At 65.6% G+C, this 16177-nt stretch carries 17 protein-coding genes; 9 read left to right on the top strand and 8 right to left on the bottom strand.

The annotated features are described in order from the left end of the window. Positions 1-8: 8 nt before the first annotated feature. Together LV82_RS13425 and LV82_RS13420 are read right to left on the bottom strand one after the other, a co-directional pair. On the bottom strand, positions 9-797 hold the full coding sequence (locus tag LV82_RS13425) for an exodeoxyribonuclease III (protein WP_104072513.1): 789 nt from the start codon (positions 795-797) through the stop codon (positions 9-11). 155 nt (positions 798-952) lie between these two features. Next, complete coding sequence (locus LV82_RS13420) at positions 953-1639, bottom strand: response regulator transcription factor (RefSeq protein WP_104072512.1); 687 nt, start codon at positions 1637-1639, stop codon at positions 953-955. Between the two features lie 161 nt (positions 1640-1800). On the opposite strand from LV82_RS13420, the gene ribA reads away from it, so the two are divergent. Next, positions 1801-2889: a GTP cyclohydrolase II gene (gene ribA, locus LV82_RS13415; RefSeq protein ID WP_104072510.1), complete on the top strand. Its 1089-nt coding sequence runs from the start codon at positions 1801-1803 to the stop codon at positions 2887-2889. Then, positions 2886-3416, top strand: a complete 531-nt coding sequence (locus LV82_RS13410; protein ID WP_104072508.1) for a L,D-transpeptidase family protein — start codon at positions 2886-2888, stop codon at positions 3414-3416. Before ribA ends, LV82_RS13410 begins: the two co-directional genes overlap by 4 nt. Here LV82_RS13410 and LV82_RS13405 read toward each other — a convergent pair. Continuing rightward, the gene (locus LV82_RS13405; protein WP_104072506.1) at positions 3401-4060 is read right to left on the bottom strand and encodes a YggS family pyridoxal phosphate-dependent enzyme; all 660 of its coding nucleotides are present in this window, start codon (positions 4058-4060) and stop codon (positions 3401-3403) included. The genes LV82_RS13410 and LV82_RS13405 overlap by 16 nt on opposite strands. A gap of 123 nt (positions 4061-4183) precedes the next feature. Further along, the gene (locus LV82_RS13400) at positions 4184-5029 is read right to left on the bottom strand and encodes a porin (RefSeq protein ID WP_146065179.1); all 846 of its coding nucleotides are present in this window, start codon (positions 5027-5029) and stop codon (positions 4184-4186) included. Between the two features lie 300 nt (positions 5030-5329). On the opposite strand from LV82_RS13400, the gene LV82_RS13395 reads away from it, so the two are divergent. From LV82_RS13395 to LV82_RS13375, 5 genes are all read left to right on the top strand, one after another. Beyond that, positions 5330-5824: a DUF3576 domain-containing protein gene (locus LV82_RS13395; RefSeq protein ID WP_104072504.1), complete on the top strand. Its 495-nt coding sequence runs from the start codon at positions 5330-5332 to the stop codon at positions 5822-5824. A 70-nt stretch (positions 5825-5894) separates the two neighbouring features. Next, positions 5895-8453 carry a leucine--tRNA ligase gene (leuS, locus tag LV82_RS13390; protein ID WP_104072502.1) on the top strand — a complete coding sequence of 853 codons (2559 nt, stop codon included), beginning with the start codon at positions 5895-5897 and terminating at the stop codon, positions 8451-8453. Positions 8454-8472: 19 nt separating this feature from the next. After that, positions 8473-8949 carry an LPS assembly lipoprotein LptE gene (gene lptE, locus LV82_RS13385; RefSeq protein ID WP_245873168.1) on the top strand — a complete coding sequence of 159 codons (477 nt, stop codon included), beginning with the start codon at positions 8473-8475 and terminating at the stop codon, positions 8947-8949. Beyond that, a complete protein-coding gene (holA, locus tag LV82_RS13380) occupies positions 8946-9971 on the top strand; it encodes a DNA polymerase III subunit delta (RefSeq protein WP_104072544.1) in 1026 nt (341 codons plus the stop codon). The genes lptE and holA overlap by 4 nt, the downstream gene beginning before the upstream one ends. Positions 9972-10085: 114 nt before the next feature. Further along, a complete protein-coding gene (locus tag LV82_RS13375; protein ID WP_104072499.1) occupies positions 10086-10700 on the top strand; it encodes a glutathione S-transferase family protein in 615 nt (204 codons plus the stop codon). Here LV82_RS13375 and LV82_RS13370 read toward each other — a convergent pair. From LV82_RS13370 to LV82_RS13360, 3 genes are all read right to left on the bottom strand, one after another. Then, complete coding sequence (locus LV82_RS13370) at positions 10676-10942, bottom strand: YMGG-like glycine zipper-containing protein (RefSeq protein ID WP_104072497.1); 267 nt, start codon at positions 10940-10942, stop codon at positions 10676-10678. The two genes, LV82_RS13375 and LV82_RS13370, sit on opposite strands and share 25 nt — an antisense overlap. Positions 10943-11050: 108 nt before the next feature. Beyond that, positions 11051-12238, bottom strand: a complete 1188-nt coding sequence (locus tag LV82_RS13365; protein ID WP_104072496.1) for a TIGR03862 family flavoprotein — start codon at positions 12236-12238, stop codon at positions 11051-11053. Beyond that, positions 12235-13551, bottom strand: coding sequence for a mechanosensitive ion channel family protein (locus LV82_RS13360; protein ID WP_104072494.1), 1317 nt, complete (start codon positions 13549-13551; stop codon positions 12235-12237). Before LV82_RS13360 ends, LV82_RS13365 begins: the two co-directional genes overlap by 4 nt. 51 nt (positions 13552-13602) lie before the next feature. Between LV82_RS13360 and LV82_RS13355 the strand changes: the two genes are divergently transcribed. Next, the gene (locus tag LV82_RS13355; protein WP_104072493.1) at positions 13603-13908 is read left to right on the top strand and encodes an HNH endonuclease family protein; all 306 of its coding nucleotides are present in this window, start codon (positions 13603-13605) and stop codon (positions 13906-13908) included. Here LV82_RS13355 and LV82_RS13350 read toward each other — a convergent pair whose 3' ends face one another. Next, the gene (locus LV82_RS13350) at positions 13909-14535 is read right to left on the bottom strand and encodes an enoyl-CoA hydratase/isomerase family protein (RefSeq protein WP_104072491.1); all 627 of its coding nucleotides are present in this window, start codon (positions 14533-14535) and stop codon (positions 13909-13911) included. It lies immediately after the preceding gene. Between the two features lie 103 nt (positions 14536-14638). On the opposite strand from LV82_RS13350, the gene LV82_RS13345 reads away from it, so the two are divergent. Continuing rightward, positions 14639-16120, top strand: a complete 1482-nt coding sequence (locus LV82_RS13345) for a DUF2125 domain-containing protein (RefSeq protein ID WP_104072489.1) — start codon at positions 14639-14641, stop codon at positions 16118-16120. Positions 16121-16177 lie beyond the last annotated feature (57 nt).

Genomic DNA, 16177 nt, shown 5'->3' with positions numbered 1-16177 from the left:
GTCTGCCTCTAAAGATCGAAGGTGGCGAAGACCGGCGCATGGTCGGACGGCTTTTCCCAGCCGCGCGCCTCACGCAGGATTCGGCTGGAATGGGCCGCGCTTGCGATGTCGGGGGTGGCCCAGACGTGGTCCAGCCGTCGCCCCTTGTCGGCCGCGTCCCAGTTTGGCGACCGATAGGACCACCAGCTGTAAAGCTGGCCTTCGGGAATATCCTGTCGCGTGATGTCCACCCATCCGCCGGCCTCTTGCGCCGCGCCAAGATGCTCGACCTCGACCGGCGTGTGGCTGACCACCTTCAGCAACTGCTTGTGGGACCAGACGTCATCCTCGCGCGGGGCGATGTTCAGATCCCCGACAAGGATCGACCTGCGTGGCCGCTCTTTCCAGGCCCAGTCGCGCATCGCGGCGACATAGTCGAGCTTTTGCCCAAACTTCTCGTTCACCTCGCGGTCGGGAACGTCGCCACCCGCCGGGACATAGAAATTGTGGATCACGACGCCATTTTCCAGCTCGGCCGCGACATGGCGGGCATGGTTGAGCCGGGCGAAGTCGAAGGCCCCGACCTCGCGCAGCGGAAGACGGGACAGGATTGCCACGCCGTTATAGCCCTTCTGTCCGCGCGCCACGAAATGGCCGTAGCCAAGCGCACGAAAGGCATCCAGGGGAAACTTCTCGACCGGGCACTTGCATTCCTGCAGGCACAGGATGTCGGGCGATTCTTCCTTCAGCAGGCGCTGGACCAGGCCTTCGCGCAGGCGAACCGAATTGATGTTCCATGTGGCGATCGTGAAGCTCATTCATCCGTCCCGAATTCGTATCCGGCCGGACCATACCCGCCTTGCATCGCTGCGACAACGCGATAGGGCGAACGAAAAGGGCCGGGCGCGAGGCCCGGCCAGTCCAACAGGGAGGAACCGCGTCCTTGCCCCGACGCGGCCAGGGGATTCCATGCCTATGGAACCAGACGATAGCCGCCGGATTCGGTCACAAGAAGGCGCGCATTTGACGGATCCGGTTCGATTTTCTGGCGCAGCCGGTAGATATGCGTCTCGAGCGTATGGGTCGTCACCCCCGCATTGTAGCCCCAGACCTCATGCAGCAGCACATCCCGGGGCACCACCGTATCCCCTGCGCGATACAGGAATTTCAGGATGTTCGTCTCCTTTTCCGTCAGGCGGATCTTTCGGTCGTTCTCGTCGATCAGCATCTTCTGCGCGGGCTTGAACGTATAGGGTCCCAGCTGAAAGATCGCGTCCTCGGATTGTTCGTGGATACGCAGCTGCGCACGAATGCGGGCCAGAAGGACGGGAAACTTGAAGGGCTTGGTCACATAGTCGTTCGCCCCCGCATCAAGGCCCAGAATGGTATCGGCATCGGTGTCATGCCCCGTCAGCATGATGATCGGGCACTTGACACCCTGCTTGCGCAGCTTGCGGCACAATTCGCGCCCATCGGTATCGGGCAGGCCGACATCCAGGATCACCAGGTCGAAGATGCCGCCCTTCAGCTTTTCGACGGTCTCCTGTCCGCTGCCTGCCTCGGTGACCTCGAATTCATCCGTCGAGGCCAATTGCTCGGCCAACGCCTCGCGCAGGTCCTCTTCGTCATCAACCAGCAGGATCTTCTTCAGATTGGCCATGTTGCGTCTCCTTGTTGCCTTGGAAGTTGTGCAGCGAATCCCTGCCAAGCAAGATTTGTGACGCACTGTTCACGCGGTCGTGTCACGGGCGCGCCAAATGTTTCAATCGGCGACAAAGCTGACTATCTATTGCGAACCAATCACTGCTTTCGGACGCGCAGATGCCCCTTGGCCCGGATATTGTCGAACTTCTCAACCGTGCGCGGGCCGATCTGCGCATGGGCGTTCCGGTCGCGATCCGTGCGGGCGACGATTCGGGGCTGATCGTCGCGGCCGAGACGCTGTCGCCCGAGCGGCTGGTGGCGTTGACTTCGATGGGGTCTGCCCAGCTTGCGATCACCGACCGCCGGGCGGCGACGCTGAAGGTTGCGGCCTATGACGGGGACGTGGCGCGCCTTGTCCTGCCCGACGACGCGACCGCAAGCTGGATCGAGGCCGTGGCGGACCCGGCGCGCGACCTGTCCGCCCCGATGAAAGGCCCCTTTCGACCCATCCGAGACGGCTCGGCGGCACTTGCGCGCGCGGGCGTCCGGCTGGCCAAGTCCGCGCGGCTGCTGCCGGCCGCGGTGGTCGTGCCGATGACCGTGGCGCCGGCCGTCGCACAGGCTTCGGGCCTGACCTGCCTTGACTGGCAACGCGCTGCCGAAGAGCTGGACCGCGCCACGGTCTTGCACCCCGTCATCCACGCGCGCCTGCCGATGCGCGCCGCCGAGGCCGGACGGCTGCATGTCTTTCGCCCCGAGGACGGCGGCGAAGAACACTATGCCATCGAGATCGGGGCCCCGCGGCGCGACCAACCGGTGCTTGCGCGGCTGCATTCGGCCTGTTTCACCGGCGACGTTCTGGGCAGCCTGAAATGCGATTGCGGGCCTCAATTGCATGCTGCGCTCGATCAGATGGGGCGGGAAGGATCGGGGATCCTGCTCTATCTCAATCAGGAAGGCCGGGGGATCGGACTGACCAACAAGATGCGCGCCTATTCGCTTCAGGACCAGGGCTTCGACACGGTCGAGGCGAACCACCGATTGGGCTTCGAGGATGACGAACGCGATTTCCGCATCGGCGCGGCCCTGCTGCGCAGGATGGGATTTTCGTCCGTCCGGCTGCTGACCAACAACCCGGCCAAGATCCGGATGCTGGAATCCCAGGGAATAGGGGTGGTCGAACGTGTCCCGCTGAAGGTCGGCCGGTCGGCGCACAACGCGCAGTACCTGGCGACCAAGGCGGCAAAGTCCGGGCACCTTCTGTGAGCCCGCGTGACATGGTGCTGACGCCCATGGGGCTGCGATTCATGGGCCGCCACATTCCCGTGGCGATCGGTCGGGCGGGACTGACGACAACCAAGCGCGAGGGCGATCTGGCAACGCCCGTGGGTGTCCATCGCGTGATCGGATTGCTTTACCGACCGGACCGGATCCCTGCTTGGCGGCTTCCGCCCTGGGCACGCCCGATCAACCTCGAGGACCGCTGGTGCGATGCGCCCGATCATCCCGATTACAACCATCTGACCCGACGCGATTTCGGCCGATCCGCCGAGCGTCTGCGCCGGGCAGACCCCTTGTATGACCTGATCCTGCCGCTCGACTGGAACTGGCCCTATGCCGTGCCCGGTCAGGGATCGGCGATCTTCATTCACCAGTGGCGCCGACCCGGCTATCCCACCGCGGGCTGCGTGGCCATGGCGCGCCAGGATCTGATCTTCGTTGCGCGCCACGCCGCGCCGGGCACCCGGTTGATCGTACGCACCGGCGGCCGGCAGGGTCAGCGCTGTCCGTAATCCCGCGCGCCGAATATTGCCGAGCCCACGCGGACATGGGTCGCCCCCGCCGCGATCGCGGCTTCGAAATCGGCGCTCATTCCCATCGAAAGTTTCGTCAGTCCGTTGCGCGCGGCCATCTCGGCCAGCATGGCAAAATGCGGGCGCGAATCCTCGCCCTCGGGCGGTATACACATCAGCCCCACCACCGGCAGGGACAGCGCCCGGACCTGGGCGACGAATTCATCGGCCGCTTCGGGCAACACTCCGGCCTTTTGCGGCTCGCGGCCCGTGTTTACCTGGACGAACAGCTCGGGGCTGGTCCCGCGCTGATCGGCCAGTCGGGCAAGCCTTTCGGCCAGAGATGGACGATCCACGGTGTGGATCGCATCGAACAGCTCGACCGCCGCCTTGGCCTTGTTCGTCTGCAGTGGGCCGATCATGTGAAGCTGGACGCCGGGATAGCGCGCGCGCCAAGCGGGCCATTTGCGCTGGGCCTCCTGCACGTAATTTTCGCCAAAGACGCGGTGCCCTTGGTCAAGCACGGCTTCGACTCGCTCGGCTGGCTGGACCTTCGAGACGGCGATCAGGGTCACGGACCCTTCCGGGCGCGCCGCCGCCCGTTCGGCGGCGTTGATCCGTGCAATGATGTCGGCAAGCGGCATTTTCGCTTTTCTCACCTGATGAAAGCGGCGCGATCTTGGCAGGCACCGCGGCAAAAGGGAACCGTCCGGGCAAAAGAAAAGGAGCGGGCTTTCGCCCGCTCCCCATATTCGGATCCGTCAGGATCAGAATTCGAACGAAACACCCATTTCGGCGCGGGTGTTGTCGTCGACCGAGGCGATGCCGCCGACCAGAGCAGCGCCGCCGCCCAGGTCATAGGACGCGCCGATGCCGAAGGCAGCGTCGGTCACGATGTCGTTGTCGGCATATTCGGCCTTCAGCGTCAGGGCGCCGGTGGTGTAGTCGGCATAGATGCCCCAAGCCTTTTGGTTCGCGGTGTTGCTATCCGAGTACATCGCCTTGACGTTCACGCCCGAGAACGAGCCACCGGCATAGACCGTGGTCGCTTCGGTGTCGTCGGCATAGCCCAGACCGACATAGTAGGTGCCGGTGTCATACTTGACGCCGACACCGTTGCTGTCCACGCCCTTGCCGACCGAGCTCGAAGCCTCGACGGTGAAGGCGCCGGCCGAGTATTTGTAGTTCACATTGTGGCTCGCGCCGGCCCAGAGGGCTTCGGCGACATTGTCGACACCCAGACCCGACAGACCGCCGATATCCGGCAGGCCGGCGACCTTGCTCGCCTCGTTGACCGAACCAAAGGTCAGCTTGCCGAACGCGCCCGAAACATAGGCCGAGGTGCCGTCGTCGTTCAGGCCGCCGTCGGTGTCGTAAGCAGCGATCGTCGACGAATAGCCGAACTCCAGGCCGTTGTCCGACTGGGTCGTGCCTTTGAAGGTCAGGTAGGTCTCAAAGATCGCATAGGCTTCGTCGGTCGAACCAAACGGGTTGGCAGCGCCATTTTCGCTGAAGCCAATACCAAACACGGCACTGCCGCTGATCGACACTTCCGCGGCCGCGGCGCCGGCGAAGCCGACGAGAGCCGTCGTGGCAAGAAGAATCTTTTTCATTTCATTTCCCTCGTTGATCTCAAGGTTGCCCAATCCGGGACGTCCGGAATGGGTATGCGTCTATTTCTGCTCTGCTCGCTTCATTTGCAATGGAATCGGCTGGCGGTCTGGAACACGCGCTTCAGGTGGTGCAGCCATGCCACAGTTGGGCCACTTTCCCCCGCCCCCGTGCGGGCCCCGGGACGGGGGGCGTTCGGGCAAAGCGCGCCCCCGTTCGGACAAACGGGCAATGGGTGAAAATCCTTGTTCGCCTGCGGGTGCTCGGCTAGACACCGGAGAAAGGCAATTCAGGGGTGGCTCATGACGATCCGGGACTTGATGCGCGGCGCGACCTTGCTGGCAACGATCGCCAGTCTTGCTGCCTGTGGCGGATTCACCTCGGGCGACAGCAGCCCGTTCGGGGGCGGCAATCGGTCCCAGACCGCGCAGCAGCAGGCCGATGAGCCGCGCCGTTCGACGATCTGGGACCTGTTCTCGAACACGGGTGATCCCAATGTCACCGTCGCGGCGAACCGCTACTTGTGGCGCGCCTCGCTCGAAGTGCTGGATTTCCTGCCCATCGAATCGGTCGATCCCTTCACCGGCGTCATCGTCACCGGCTATGGCACGCCGCCGGGCGGAGGTCGCGCCTACCGCGCGACCGTCTACGTCACCGATCCGGCGCTTGACGCGCGCTCGCTGAAGGTTGCGCTGATGACGCGGTCCGGTCCGGCAGATCCGGCCACCCAGCGCGCTGTCGAGGACGCCATCCTGACCCGCGCGCGCCAGCTGCGCATCCGCGACGGCAAGCTTTAGGGCAACCTGATCTCTGGACCTTGGCGGTGGGCCCTGTATAACCGGGCCGATCACGTTTCCGAGGTGACAGATGTCGCGATACGACCCCGCCCAGATCGAACCCAAATGGCAGAAGGCCTGGGAAGAGGCCGGCTGCTTTACCGCCCGGCGCGACCCGGACAAGCCCAAATACTACGTGCTGGAGATGTTCCCCTATCCATCGGGACGCATCCATATCGGCCATGTCCGCAACTACACGATGGGCGACGTCGTCGCGCGCTACAAGGCGGCCTGCGGCTACTCGGTGCTGCACCCGATGGGCTGGGACGCCTTCGGCATGCCGGCCGAGAATGCCGCGATGGAACGCGGCGGCCACCCGAAGGACTGGACCTATGGCAACATCGCGGTCATGCGCGACCAGATGAAGCCCCTGGGCCTGTCGATCGACTGGAGCCGCGAATTCGCCACCTGCGACCCGGAATATTACGGCCACCAGCAGGCCATGTTCATCGACATGATGGAAAAGGGCCTGGTCTATCGCAAGAACGCCGTGGTCAACTGGGACCCGGTGGACATGACGGTACTGGCCAACGAACAGGTCATCGACGGCAAGGGCTGGCGTTCGGGCGCGCCGGTGGAACGGCGCGAGCTGACGCAATGGTTCTTCCGCATCTCCGACTTCGCGGGCGAGCTGCTCGAGGCGCTGGACGGGTTGAAGAAATGGCCCGAGAAGGTGCGCCTGATGCAGGCCAACTGGATCGGCAAGAGCCGCGGCCTGCAGTTTGCCTTCTCGACCATCGGCGCGCCGGAAGGGTTTGACCGGCTGGAAGTCTACACGACCCGGCCCGATACGCTGCTTGGCGCGTCCTTTGCCGCAATCTCGCCCGATCATCCGCTTGCCCGACAACTGGAGCGGGACGATCCGAAGGTCGCCGAATTCGTCGCCGAATGCCGCCGCATCGGCACCTCGGAAGAGGCGCTGGAAAAGGCCGAGAAGAAGGGGCTGGATACGGGCATCCGCGTGCGACACCCGCTGGACGAAAGCTGGGAGCTGCCGGTCTATATCGCCAACTTCATCCTGATGGATTATGGAACGGGCGCCATCTTTGGCTGCCCGGCCCATGACCAGCGCGATTTCGATTTCGCCACCAAATATGGCCTGCCGATCACGCCGGTCTTCGTGCCCGAAGGCGCCGAGGAAACGCCCCTCGCAGAGGCCTTCGTTCCGCCAAAGACCGAACGCGTGCGCTATGTCCGGGGCTTTGCCGGCAGCGAGGTCCAGACGGGCGACGAGGCCGTGGATGCCGCCATCGCCTTTTGCGAAGAGCGCGGCGTCGGCCGGGGCGTCACCAAGTACCGCCTGCGCGACTGGGGCATTTCGCGCCAGCGCTACTGGGGCTGCCCGATCCCGGTCGTGCACTGCGACAAATGCGGCACGGTCCCGGAAAGAAAGGAAAACCTGCCGATCGAGCTGCCCTATGATGTCAGCTTCGACCAGCCGGGCAATCCGCTCGACCGCCATCCGACCTGGCGCAACTGCGCCTGCCCGAAATGCGGCGGCCCTGCCCTGCGCGAGACCGACACGATGGACACGTTCGTCGATTCCTCTTGGTACTATGCGCGCTTCACCGCGCCGCATGCCAAGACACCGACGGATCTGGCCGAGGCCGAGTACTGGATGAATGTCGACCAGTATATCGGCGGCATCGAGCACGCGATCCTGCACCTGCTGTATTCGCGCTTTTTCGCGCGCGCGATGCATCTCTGCGGCCACCTGCCCGCCAAGGCGATCGAGCCCTTCGAGGCGCTGTTTACGCAGGGCATGGTCACGCATGAAACCTATTCGACCCGCAGCCCGGAGGGGCGCATCATCTGGCATTCCCCAGACGAGGTGATCCGCACCGCCGAAGGCGCGACGCTGAGGGACGGCACGCCGGTCGAGATCGGCCCGGTCATCAAGATGTCCAAGTCCAAGAAGAACGTGGTCGATCCGATGGACATCATCGAGCGCTATGGCGCGGACACGGCGCGCTGGTTCGTCATGTCCGACAGCCCCCCCGATCGCGACGTGGAATGGACCGCGGCGGGCGCCGAGGCCGCCCAGCGCCACCTGACCCGTGTCTGGACGCTGTCCGAACGTATCGCATCGCTGCCCGAAGATCATTCGGGAACGGGCGATGACGATCTGCGCCGCGCGATGCACCGCGCGATCCACGATGTCACGCAGATGATCGAAAGCTTCGCCTTCAACAAGGCGATCGCCAAGCTCTATGAATTCGCCAATACGCTGGGCCGCTCGGACGCGTCCAAGGCCGTCCAGCGCGAAGCGGTCATGGTGCTGGCGCAGCTCATGTCGCCGATGACTCCGCATCTGGCCGAAGAGATCTGGGCACGGCAGGGCGGCAAGGGGCTGGTCGCCCAGGCGCCATGGCCCAAGGCCGATCCCGCCTTGCTGACCGATGACACGATCGTCCTGCCGATCCAGGTCAATGGCCGCCGGCGCACCGAGATCCGCGTGCCCAAGGACTTGCCGAAGGAGGAGATCGAGAAACTGGTCCTGGCCGAGGACTCGATCGTCCGGGCACTGAATGGCGGGGCGCCGAAAAAGCTGATCGTCGTACCGGGGCGCATCGTCAATGTCGTCATCTGACCGCAGGAGAATGCTGGGCATGGGTCTCGCGCTGGGCGCGGGGCTGATGCTGGGCGCCTGCGGTTTCACGCCCGCCTATGGGCCGGACGGCGCGGCCCGCGACCTGCTGGGACGGGTCGAGGTCGATCCGCCGGGCTCGCGCGAGGAATTCGATCTCGTCGCGCGGCTTGAGGAACGCCTGGGCCGGCCCCAGGCCGCGCAATACCGCCTGTCCTTCCGGGTCGAGATCGCCGAAGAAGGTCAGGCGATCTCTCAGACCAATGAAACCAACCGGTACCAGGTGATCGGCGCGGTCAGCTACACGTTGCGTGACCGTGAAACCGGCCGGGATCTTTCTTCGGGCCGGGTTCGGGGTTTCACCGCCTATTCGGCGACCGGAACCGCCGTTGCCTCGGTCGCGTCGCGCAGGGATGCGCGGGCGCGGCTGATGCGGCTTCTGGCCGACCGGATCGTGACGCGCCTGATTGCCACCGCGCCCGAATGGAACCGGCCGTGAAGCTGACGGGGACAGCCGCGACACGTTTCCTTTCCCGCCCCGAGCCCGATCGCGCGGGGATCCTGATCTACGGCCCGGACGCGATGCGCGTCGCGCTGCGCAGGCAGGAACTGGTCGCGGCCCTGATCGGCCCAAATGGCGAATCCGAAATGCGGCTGACACGGATCGCGGCGGGCGATCTGCGACGTGACGCGACGCTTGCCGTCGATGCCATGCGCGAACAGGGCTTCTTTCCCGGCCCCCGGGTCGTTCTGGTCGAGGACGCGACCGACACCCTGGCGCGGCCGCTCTCGGCCGCGCTGGATGGCTGGGAAAAGGGCGACGCGATGCTGGTCGTCACGGCGGGAAATCTGGGCAAGGGCTCGGCCCTGCGCAAGCTGTTCGAGCCCCACCCGAACGCCTATGCCTGTGCCATCTACGATGATCCGCCCGGCCGCGACGAGATCGAGCGCATCCTTGCCGATTCTGGCCTGAAGAACATCTCGGCGGCGGCCATGGAGGACATCATCGCCTTGTCGCGCATGCTTGATCCCGGCGATTTCCGTCAGACTGTCGAGAAGATCGCTCTGTACAAGCTGGGCGATGATACGCCTTTGGGCTCTGACGACATCGCCGCCTGCGTCCCGGCGACGATCGAGGCCGAACTGGATGACGTTCTGCATGCGGCTGCCGAAGGGCGGACCGACCAGATCGGCCCCCTGATGCGGCGGCTTGAAGGTCAGGGCATCAACCCGGTCACCCTGTCCATCGCCGCGATGCGCCATTTCCGTGCGCTGCACGTGGTGGCGGCCGCCCCCGGTGGCCCGTCCGAGGGCATCGCGCGGTTGCGCCCGCCGGTCTTCGGCCCGCGCAGGGATCGAATGCTGCGCCAGGCCCAACGCTGGGGGGTACACCGGCTTGAGTCCGCTCTTCAGGCGCTGACCGATGCCGACCTGACCTTGCGTTCTGCGTCCCGTGCCCCGGCAATGGCCGTGATCGAACGCGCATTGCTGCGCCTTGCCGCGCTGGCGGATCGGCGATGATCCCGGATCTTCGCCTTGCGCTGGCCGGATGGTCCCGGTCAAATGGCACGGCCCCGGTCTGAAGCCCCGGTCGGAACCCTTGCCGAGCGTCCCGAACACGGAGTCTTGTCGCGAATGTACACTGTCATCGGAACCGTCAAGACCCGTGCCGCGCGGGTCATCTGGATGCTTGAGGAACTGCAGCAGCCCTACGAGCACATCCCGGCCCGGCCCCGATCGCCGGGGGTGACGGCCGTCAACGTTGCGGGCAAGGTTCCGGTTCTGGTCGAGGACGGCACGCCAATCACCGACTCGACGGCGATCATCCAGTATCTGGCCGACAAGCATGGCGCGTTGACCCATCCGGCCGGCACGCTGGACCGCGCACGACAGGACAGCCTGACCCAGTTCCTGCTGGACGAATTCGACGCGGCCCTTTGGATGGCCGCCCGGCACAGCTTTGTCCTGCCCGAGGAAATGCGTCTGGCCGGGGTCAAGAACACGTTACGCTGGGAATTTGAACGCTCGCAGAGGACGCTTGCGCATCGGATGGGAGAAGGCCCCTTTCTGATGGGCGATACGATGACCGTCCCCGACATCATCCTGACCCATTGCGGCGACTGGGCGCTGGCCGCCCGCTTTCCGATCATCGAGCCGAAGCTCAGCGACTACCTGCAGCGGATGCGCCAGCGCCCGGCCTATCGGCGCATGATGGCCCGCCGCGATCAGGAAGGACAATCGGCGACATAGCGGTTTCCATAGGCATCGCGATAGACGCATTTGCCGGGCGTCTGAGCGCGGCCGATCAGCGCGCCGACGATGGCGCCTGCCGCGCCGCCGACAGCCGCGCCCTCGAGCTTGTCGCCGTCCTCCGATACGGCCGCGCCGATCGCGGCTCCGGCCACGGCACCCGTGCCGGCCGCGCGTTGCTCGGCGGTCTGACAGGCCGCGAGGCCAAGGGCAAGCGGGGCAATGAGAAACACTTTCTTCATGGGACTCCTCCGGTATGGCTGTGTGGGTTCAACGCCACTCTAGGGGCTTTGGTTCCCGAACGCGCTCGTGCCGGCCGCCTTGCGCAGATTCCGGCGGATTTTCACCATTCAGACGCCCTGCCTGCCATGCCGGGCTGCCGCCCGGCCGGCCCAGCGCCCCGTCGCCAGACATGCGGTCAGGAGATAACCCCCGGTCGGGGCCTCCCAGTCCAGCATCTCGCCCGCGGCAAAGACGCCGGGCATCGCGCGCAGCTCCAGATTCGCGGTCAGCGCCGAGCGTCGGATGCCGCCCGCCACAGAGATCGCCTCGTCGATCGGGCGCGGCCCGGCATGACGGACGGGCAACGCCTTGATCAAAGCGGCGAGACGATTTGGATCACGGGGCACGGTCCGTCCCCATTCCTGCAGCAGCGCGATCCGCACCGGGTCAAGCCGCAGCGCCTTGCGCAGCCAGTTGCCCAGGGTGTCGCGCCCCGGCCCGCGGGCAAGCCGCCCCCGGATCTCGGCCAGGCTGCGGTCGGGCAGCAGGTCCAGCTGCAGGTCCGCCCCCTCGCGCACGGCGCGGGAAACGGCATAGATCCCGCCCCCTTCGACCCCGCGCGAAGAGATGACGAATTCTCCGCGTTCGACCCGATCCCCCGCGATCAGCGCTGCGCCCTTGACCGGCTGGCCGAAATGACGCGCCATGTGCCCGGACCATTCGATGGAAAATCCCATGTTCGCCGGCTTGAAGGGGGCAATCTCGACCCCGCGTTCGGCCAGCCATGGCGCCCAGGCGCCGTCCGAGCCAAGACGCGACCAGCTGGCCCCGCCAAGGGCAAGAACCGCGACCGCAGGGGACAGGACCCTTTCGCCCCCTGGGGTCTCGAAGCGGAACGCTTCGCCCTGAAACCCGGCCCAGCGCCACCGCGTCGCGATCCGCACATCCGCGCCGTTCAGCCGCGCAAGCCAGGCGCGCAAGAGCGGACTGGCCTTCATCGCGACGGGAAAGACCCGGCCGGTCGAGCCGGTAAAGATCTCCTGCCCCAGGCCGCGCGCCCAGTCCATGACCTGTGGCGGCCCGAAATCCGCAAGGATCGGGGTCAGCCAGTCGGCATCGAACTGCCGCACGAACCGGTCGAACGATTCGTCCTTGGTCAGATTCAGGCCGGACTTGCCCGCCATCAGGAACTTGCGCGCGGGACTGGGGCGCGCCTCGACCACCAGAACGCGGCGGCCGGCCGCGGCCAGCGCCTCGGCGGCCATCAGGCCGGCGGGACCGGCACCGATCACCAGCGCGTCAGCAGAGCCGTTCATGTCGGCATCGTGCCCTTCAACTCGACCACGCGGTGCGGATAGGGAATCTCGATGCCCGCATCCTTGAGCGCATTCCACACCGCGAAAAGCACCCGGCTGGCATATTTGTTGCGACCGTCATCAATGCCCGGCACCCAGTATTCCACCGCGAAATCGATGCCGCTTTCGCCAAACCCCTTCAGCTCGACATCTGGCCCTTCGGGTTCGCTCAGCACGAAGGGCAGCGCTGCGACCGCACGGGTGACGATCTGGGGCACGGTGTTGATGTCGGTGTCGTAGCTGACCGAGAAATTGACCTCGTAACGGTTCGCGCTGCCCTGATCGGAATAGTTCACCACGCGGGTGGTGATGAAATGTTCGTTCGGCACGACGATCCATTTGCCGTCAAAGGTTTCCAGGATGCAGGCGCGGGCCGTCATCTTCACGATGGTGCCGGCCTCGCCCCCGTCCAGTTCGACGTAATCGCCCACCGTCGTCTGGCCTTCGACCAGCAGGATGATGCCCGAGATGAAGTTCGCCGCGATCTGTTGCAGACCAAGGCCGATCCCGACACCCAGCGCGCCGCCCAGGACCGCAACGGTCGTCAGGTCGATGCCCATGATGTTCAGCAGCAGAAGGAAGGCCAGGCCGAAGATCGCGACCTCGGCGGCCTTGGCGGCCAGCTCGCGCGTGGCCGGGCGCAGCCCTTCCTGGGCCTTGATATAGTCGGCACTGCGGCGGTTCGACCACGAGCCCAGCCAGAACAGCAGGCTGCCCGCGATCGCCCCGCGGATCAGCGCCATCATCGAGATGGTGATGTTGCCAAGCTCGACCGTCAGCGTTTCAAGCCAGGCGGCCACCTCGTCCGTCAGGCCCAGGACGTATAGGCCCGCCACGGGGATCAGCACATACCGGCCCAGAAGCCGCAGGAACGGGTCCTGGATGACCCGGCCGACCAGCACGCGCGCGGCAATGAACAGGAAGACCCGCTTGCCAAAGGCGATGACCGCGCCAGACCCGAACAGCGAACGCGTGACGCTTTCCCCGATTGCCGTGAAACCATAGGCCAGCAGCGGCAGCAGAAGCGGCAGGAAGCCCAGCGCAAAGCGGCGCAGAACGGCAATGGGACCCGCCGCCTGGGGCGCGGGGCGCAGCATGGCGTCGATCCGGCGCCCCAGCTTGCGCGCCACGATCGCAGCCAGAAGCCATGACCCGACAAGGATTGCGAACTGGCTCCAGGCGGCGGGACTTGAAAGCCAGCCATAGGCGATCTCCCACCCCTGGCTCAGATATACAAGCGCGCGCGCCACGATCTCGGGCTGGTTGTCGAACATGGGCCTGTCCCCGGCTGGTTGCAGCCTTCATCCTGTGGCAAGAAAGACGCCATGACACAAGAGCCCGACCCGCTTTGCCCGCTCTGCGGGCGCCCCATACCGCCCGGAGTGCCCCAAAGCAGGCACCATCTTGTGCCGAAGCTGCGCGGCGGCAAGGGCGGTCAGACGGTCCTGCTGCATGCGATCTGCCATGCCGAGATCCACGCCACGCTGACCGAAACCGAGCTGGCGCGAAACTATTGCACGATCGAGGCTTTGCGCGCCCATCCGCGCCTGGCGAAATTCATCGACTGGGTCGCGCGCCGACCGCCCGAATTCCGCTCGCGCGTGCCGGGACGACGGCGCAATCGCCGCTGACTAGGCGCCGCCAGCCGGTATCATGCGCTTGATCGCCGCGACATGGGCGGGTGTGGCACTCAGCGCGTCGGCCATCAGCTCGTCGATCGCGGCGTCCAGCGCGCCGTCTTCCGCGACCCGATCGACAAGCCCCCATGAAAGCGCCTCTTCGGCGCCGATCCGCGCGCCGGCCATCAGGATCATCCGCGCCCGCGCAGGCCCCACGAGCGCGCAAAGCCGCACCGGATCGCTGGGCTGGGGCAGGAAGCCCAGCCGCATGACAGGATAGAACATCCGCGCCGAGCGGACCGCAATGCGCAGGTCGCAGGCCAGCGCCATGCCGAAGGCGCCGCCCGCAAGGGTTCCGTTCAGCGCGGCGATGCTCAGGCAGGGCAGAGCGGCGATCGCCGCGGAAAGCCGTTCCCAGACCGGATCGGTCGCAAGTCCCGCCCGCGCCTCTTCCAGATCGGCGCCCGCCGAGAATACGCGCCCCTCTCCGGTCAGGACAAAAGCGCACAGCCCGGCGTCCTGCGCCTGCTCGGCGATCCGCGCCAGTTCCGTCAGCATCGCACGGCTCAGGGAATTCGCCTTGTCGGGCCGCGCGATCGTCACACGCCACAACCTGTCCTGTCGGTCCAGCCGGATCATATCGCTCTCCGTGAATTGTGCGCATCCTCTTTGCCCTGCCCTTGACCCCGCTGGCAAGGCAACGGATTGTGTCCGGGAACATGAATTTCAGACAGGATTCCGCATGAAACGACTGATCGGCACCGCCGCACTTCTGACTTTCGCGCTTGCGACAGCTGCCCGCGCCGACGTGACGGCCGACGAGGTCTGGGACGGCATCGCCGCCTATTACACCGATCTTGGGCAAAAACTGGAGATCGAGTCGCGAAATCGTCAGGACGACACTCTGGTCCTCAGCGGCGTGACATTGACCAGCGAAGACACCGCGGCCAGCGCCACGGTGACGATCGACCAGATCCGGCTGCGCGAGCTGGGCGACGGGCGGGTCGAGATCGTCCTGCCGCAGGAAATCCCGCTGCGCGTCTCGGCCAAGGTTGTCGGCAAGTCAGACCCTGATGTGGCGATGCGCATGACCCAATCGGGCCTGTCGCTGATCGCTTCGGGAACGCCGCAGGACCTGACCTATGACTTTTCCGCACCAAGCCTTGGCTTTGCGATCACCGACATGAAGGTCGAGGGCGAAAGCGCGCCGATGTCCTTCAACGTGATACTGAGCGACAATGAAGGATTCTGGCGGGTCACCGACAGCGGCGCGCGCCGCATCGTGTCGGAAATGAAGGCGGCCAAGGCGGATTTCGAGGCCACGGCCACCGATCCCAAGGGCGAAGGAAAGTTTTCTGCCTCGGGTTCGATGGTGGGCCTGACCAGCCAGACCGACATGACCCTGCCCGCGGGTGTCGGCATGAACGACATGGGTGCGGCGCTGCAGGCCGGCATGTCGATTTCGGGCGAGTTCGGTTATCAGGGGGGCGGCTATGTCATGGACTTTGCCGACAAGGTCGACTCGATGCATTCGGAATCGACCGTCGGCGAAGGGGCGCTGCGCTTTGCCATGTCAAGGCAGAACGTGACCTATGGCGTGCTGAGCAAGGATGTCAGGATCAACTCGCAGGTCGCCTCGCTTCCGATGCCCATCGAAATGGCGCTGAGCGCGCTGGCCTTCGATCTTGATCTGCCGCTGTCGCGCTCGGACTCAGCCCAGCCCTTTGCCGCATTGCTGCGGCTGTCCGATCTGACGGTGTCGGACGCGCTGTGGTCGATGTTCGATCCCGCCGGACAGCTGCCGCGTGATCCCGCGACGCTTGTTCTGGACATCGCCGGCAAGGCCCGCGTGCTGACGGATCTTCTGGACCCGCAGAATGCCACGCAGATCACCGAAGGCACACCGGCCGAGCTCGACTCGGTGGAGCTGCGCGAATTGCGGCTGACCGCGGTCGGCGCCGACCTTCGCGGCGACGGGCAGCTGACATTCGACAATTCCGGCCCGACGCCCCGCCCGGTGGGCGCGATCAATCTCAGCCTGTCTGGGGCGAATGCGCTGATGGACAAGCTGGTGGCGATGGGCCTGATCCCGCAGGATCAGGCGATGGGCTTTCGCATGATGCTGGGCCTGTTCGCCCAGCCGGCCGGCGACGACATGCTGCGCTCGCAGATCGAGTTCCGCGAAGATGGCGGCATCTACGCGAACGGCCAGCGGATCCAGTAACCGGCACGTTCCGGTCCGCGCGGGGTCGCCCGATCGGGCGGCCCCTTTGCGTTTCCT

This window comes from Albidovulum inexpectatum (assembly GCF_002927635.1).
Lineage (GTDB): Bacteria > Pseudomonadota > Alphaproteobacteria > Rhodobacterales > Rhodobacteraceae > Albidovulum > Albidovulum inexpectatum.
Note: the sequence above shows the minus strand (reverse complement) of the source record. Positions and strands in the feature narration are given on the sequence as shown.

Coding starts and splice junctions, on each gene's coding strand:
- LV82_RS13395 (WP_104072504.1), top strand. CDS start 5,330: ATGACGATCCGGGACTTGATGCGCGGCGCGACCTTGCTGGCAACGATC.
- lptE (WP_245873168.1), top strand. CDS start 8,473: ATGGGTCTCGCGCTGGGCGCGGGGCTGATGCTGGGCGCCTGCGGTTTC.
- LV82_RS13420 (WP_104072512.1), bottom strand. CDS start 1,639: ATGGCCAATCTGAAGAAGATCCTGCTGGTTGATGACGAAGAGGACCTG.
- LV82_RS13355 (WP_104072493.1), top strand. CDS start 13,603: ATGACACAAGAGCCCGACCCGCTTTGCCCGCTCTGCGGGCGCCCCATA.
- LV82_RS13365 (WP_104072496.1), bottom strand. CDS start 12,238: ATGAACGGCTCTGCTGACGCGCTGGTGATCGGTGCCGGTCCCGCCGGC.
- LV82_RS13370 (WP_104072497.1), bottom strand. CDS start 10,942: ATGAAGAAAGTGTTTCTCATTGCCCCGCTTGCCCTTGGCCTCGCGGCC.
- leuS (WP_104072502.1), top strand. CDS start 5,895: ATGTCGCGATACGACCCCGCCCAGATCGAACCCAAATGGCAGAAGGCC.
- ribA (WP_104072510.1), top strand. CDS start 1,801: ATGCCCCTTGGCCCGGATATTGTCGAACTTCTCAACCGTGCGCGGGCC.
- LV82_RS13400 (WP_146065179.1), bottom strand. CDS start 5,029: ATGAAAAAGATTCTTCTTGCCACGACGGCTCTCGTCGGCTTCGCCGGC.
- LV82_RS13345 (WP_104072489.1), top strand. CDS start 14,639: ATGAAACGACTGATCGGCACCGCCGCACTTCTGACTTTCGCGCTTGCG.
- LV82_RS13360 (WP_104072494.1), bottom strand. CDS start 13,551: ATGTTCGACAACCAGCCCGAGATCGTGGCGCGCGCGCTTGTATATCTG.
- LV82_RS13375 (WP_104072499.1), top strand. CDS start 10,086: ATGTACACTGTCATCGGAACCGTCAAGACCCGTGCCGCGCGGGTCATC.
- LV82_RS13350 (WP_104072491.1), bottom strand. CDS start 14,535: ATGATCCGGCTGGACCGACAGGACAGGTTGTGGCGTGTGACGATCGCG.
- LV82_RS13425 (WP_104072513.1), bottom strand. CDS start 797: ATGAGCTTCACGATCGCCACATGGAACATCAATTCGGTTCGCCTGCGC.
- LV82_RS13405 (WP_104072506.1), bottom strand. CDS start 4,060: ATGCCGCTTGCCGACATCATTGCACGGATCAACGCCGCCGAACGGGCG.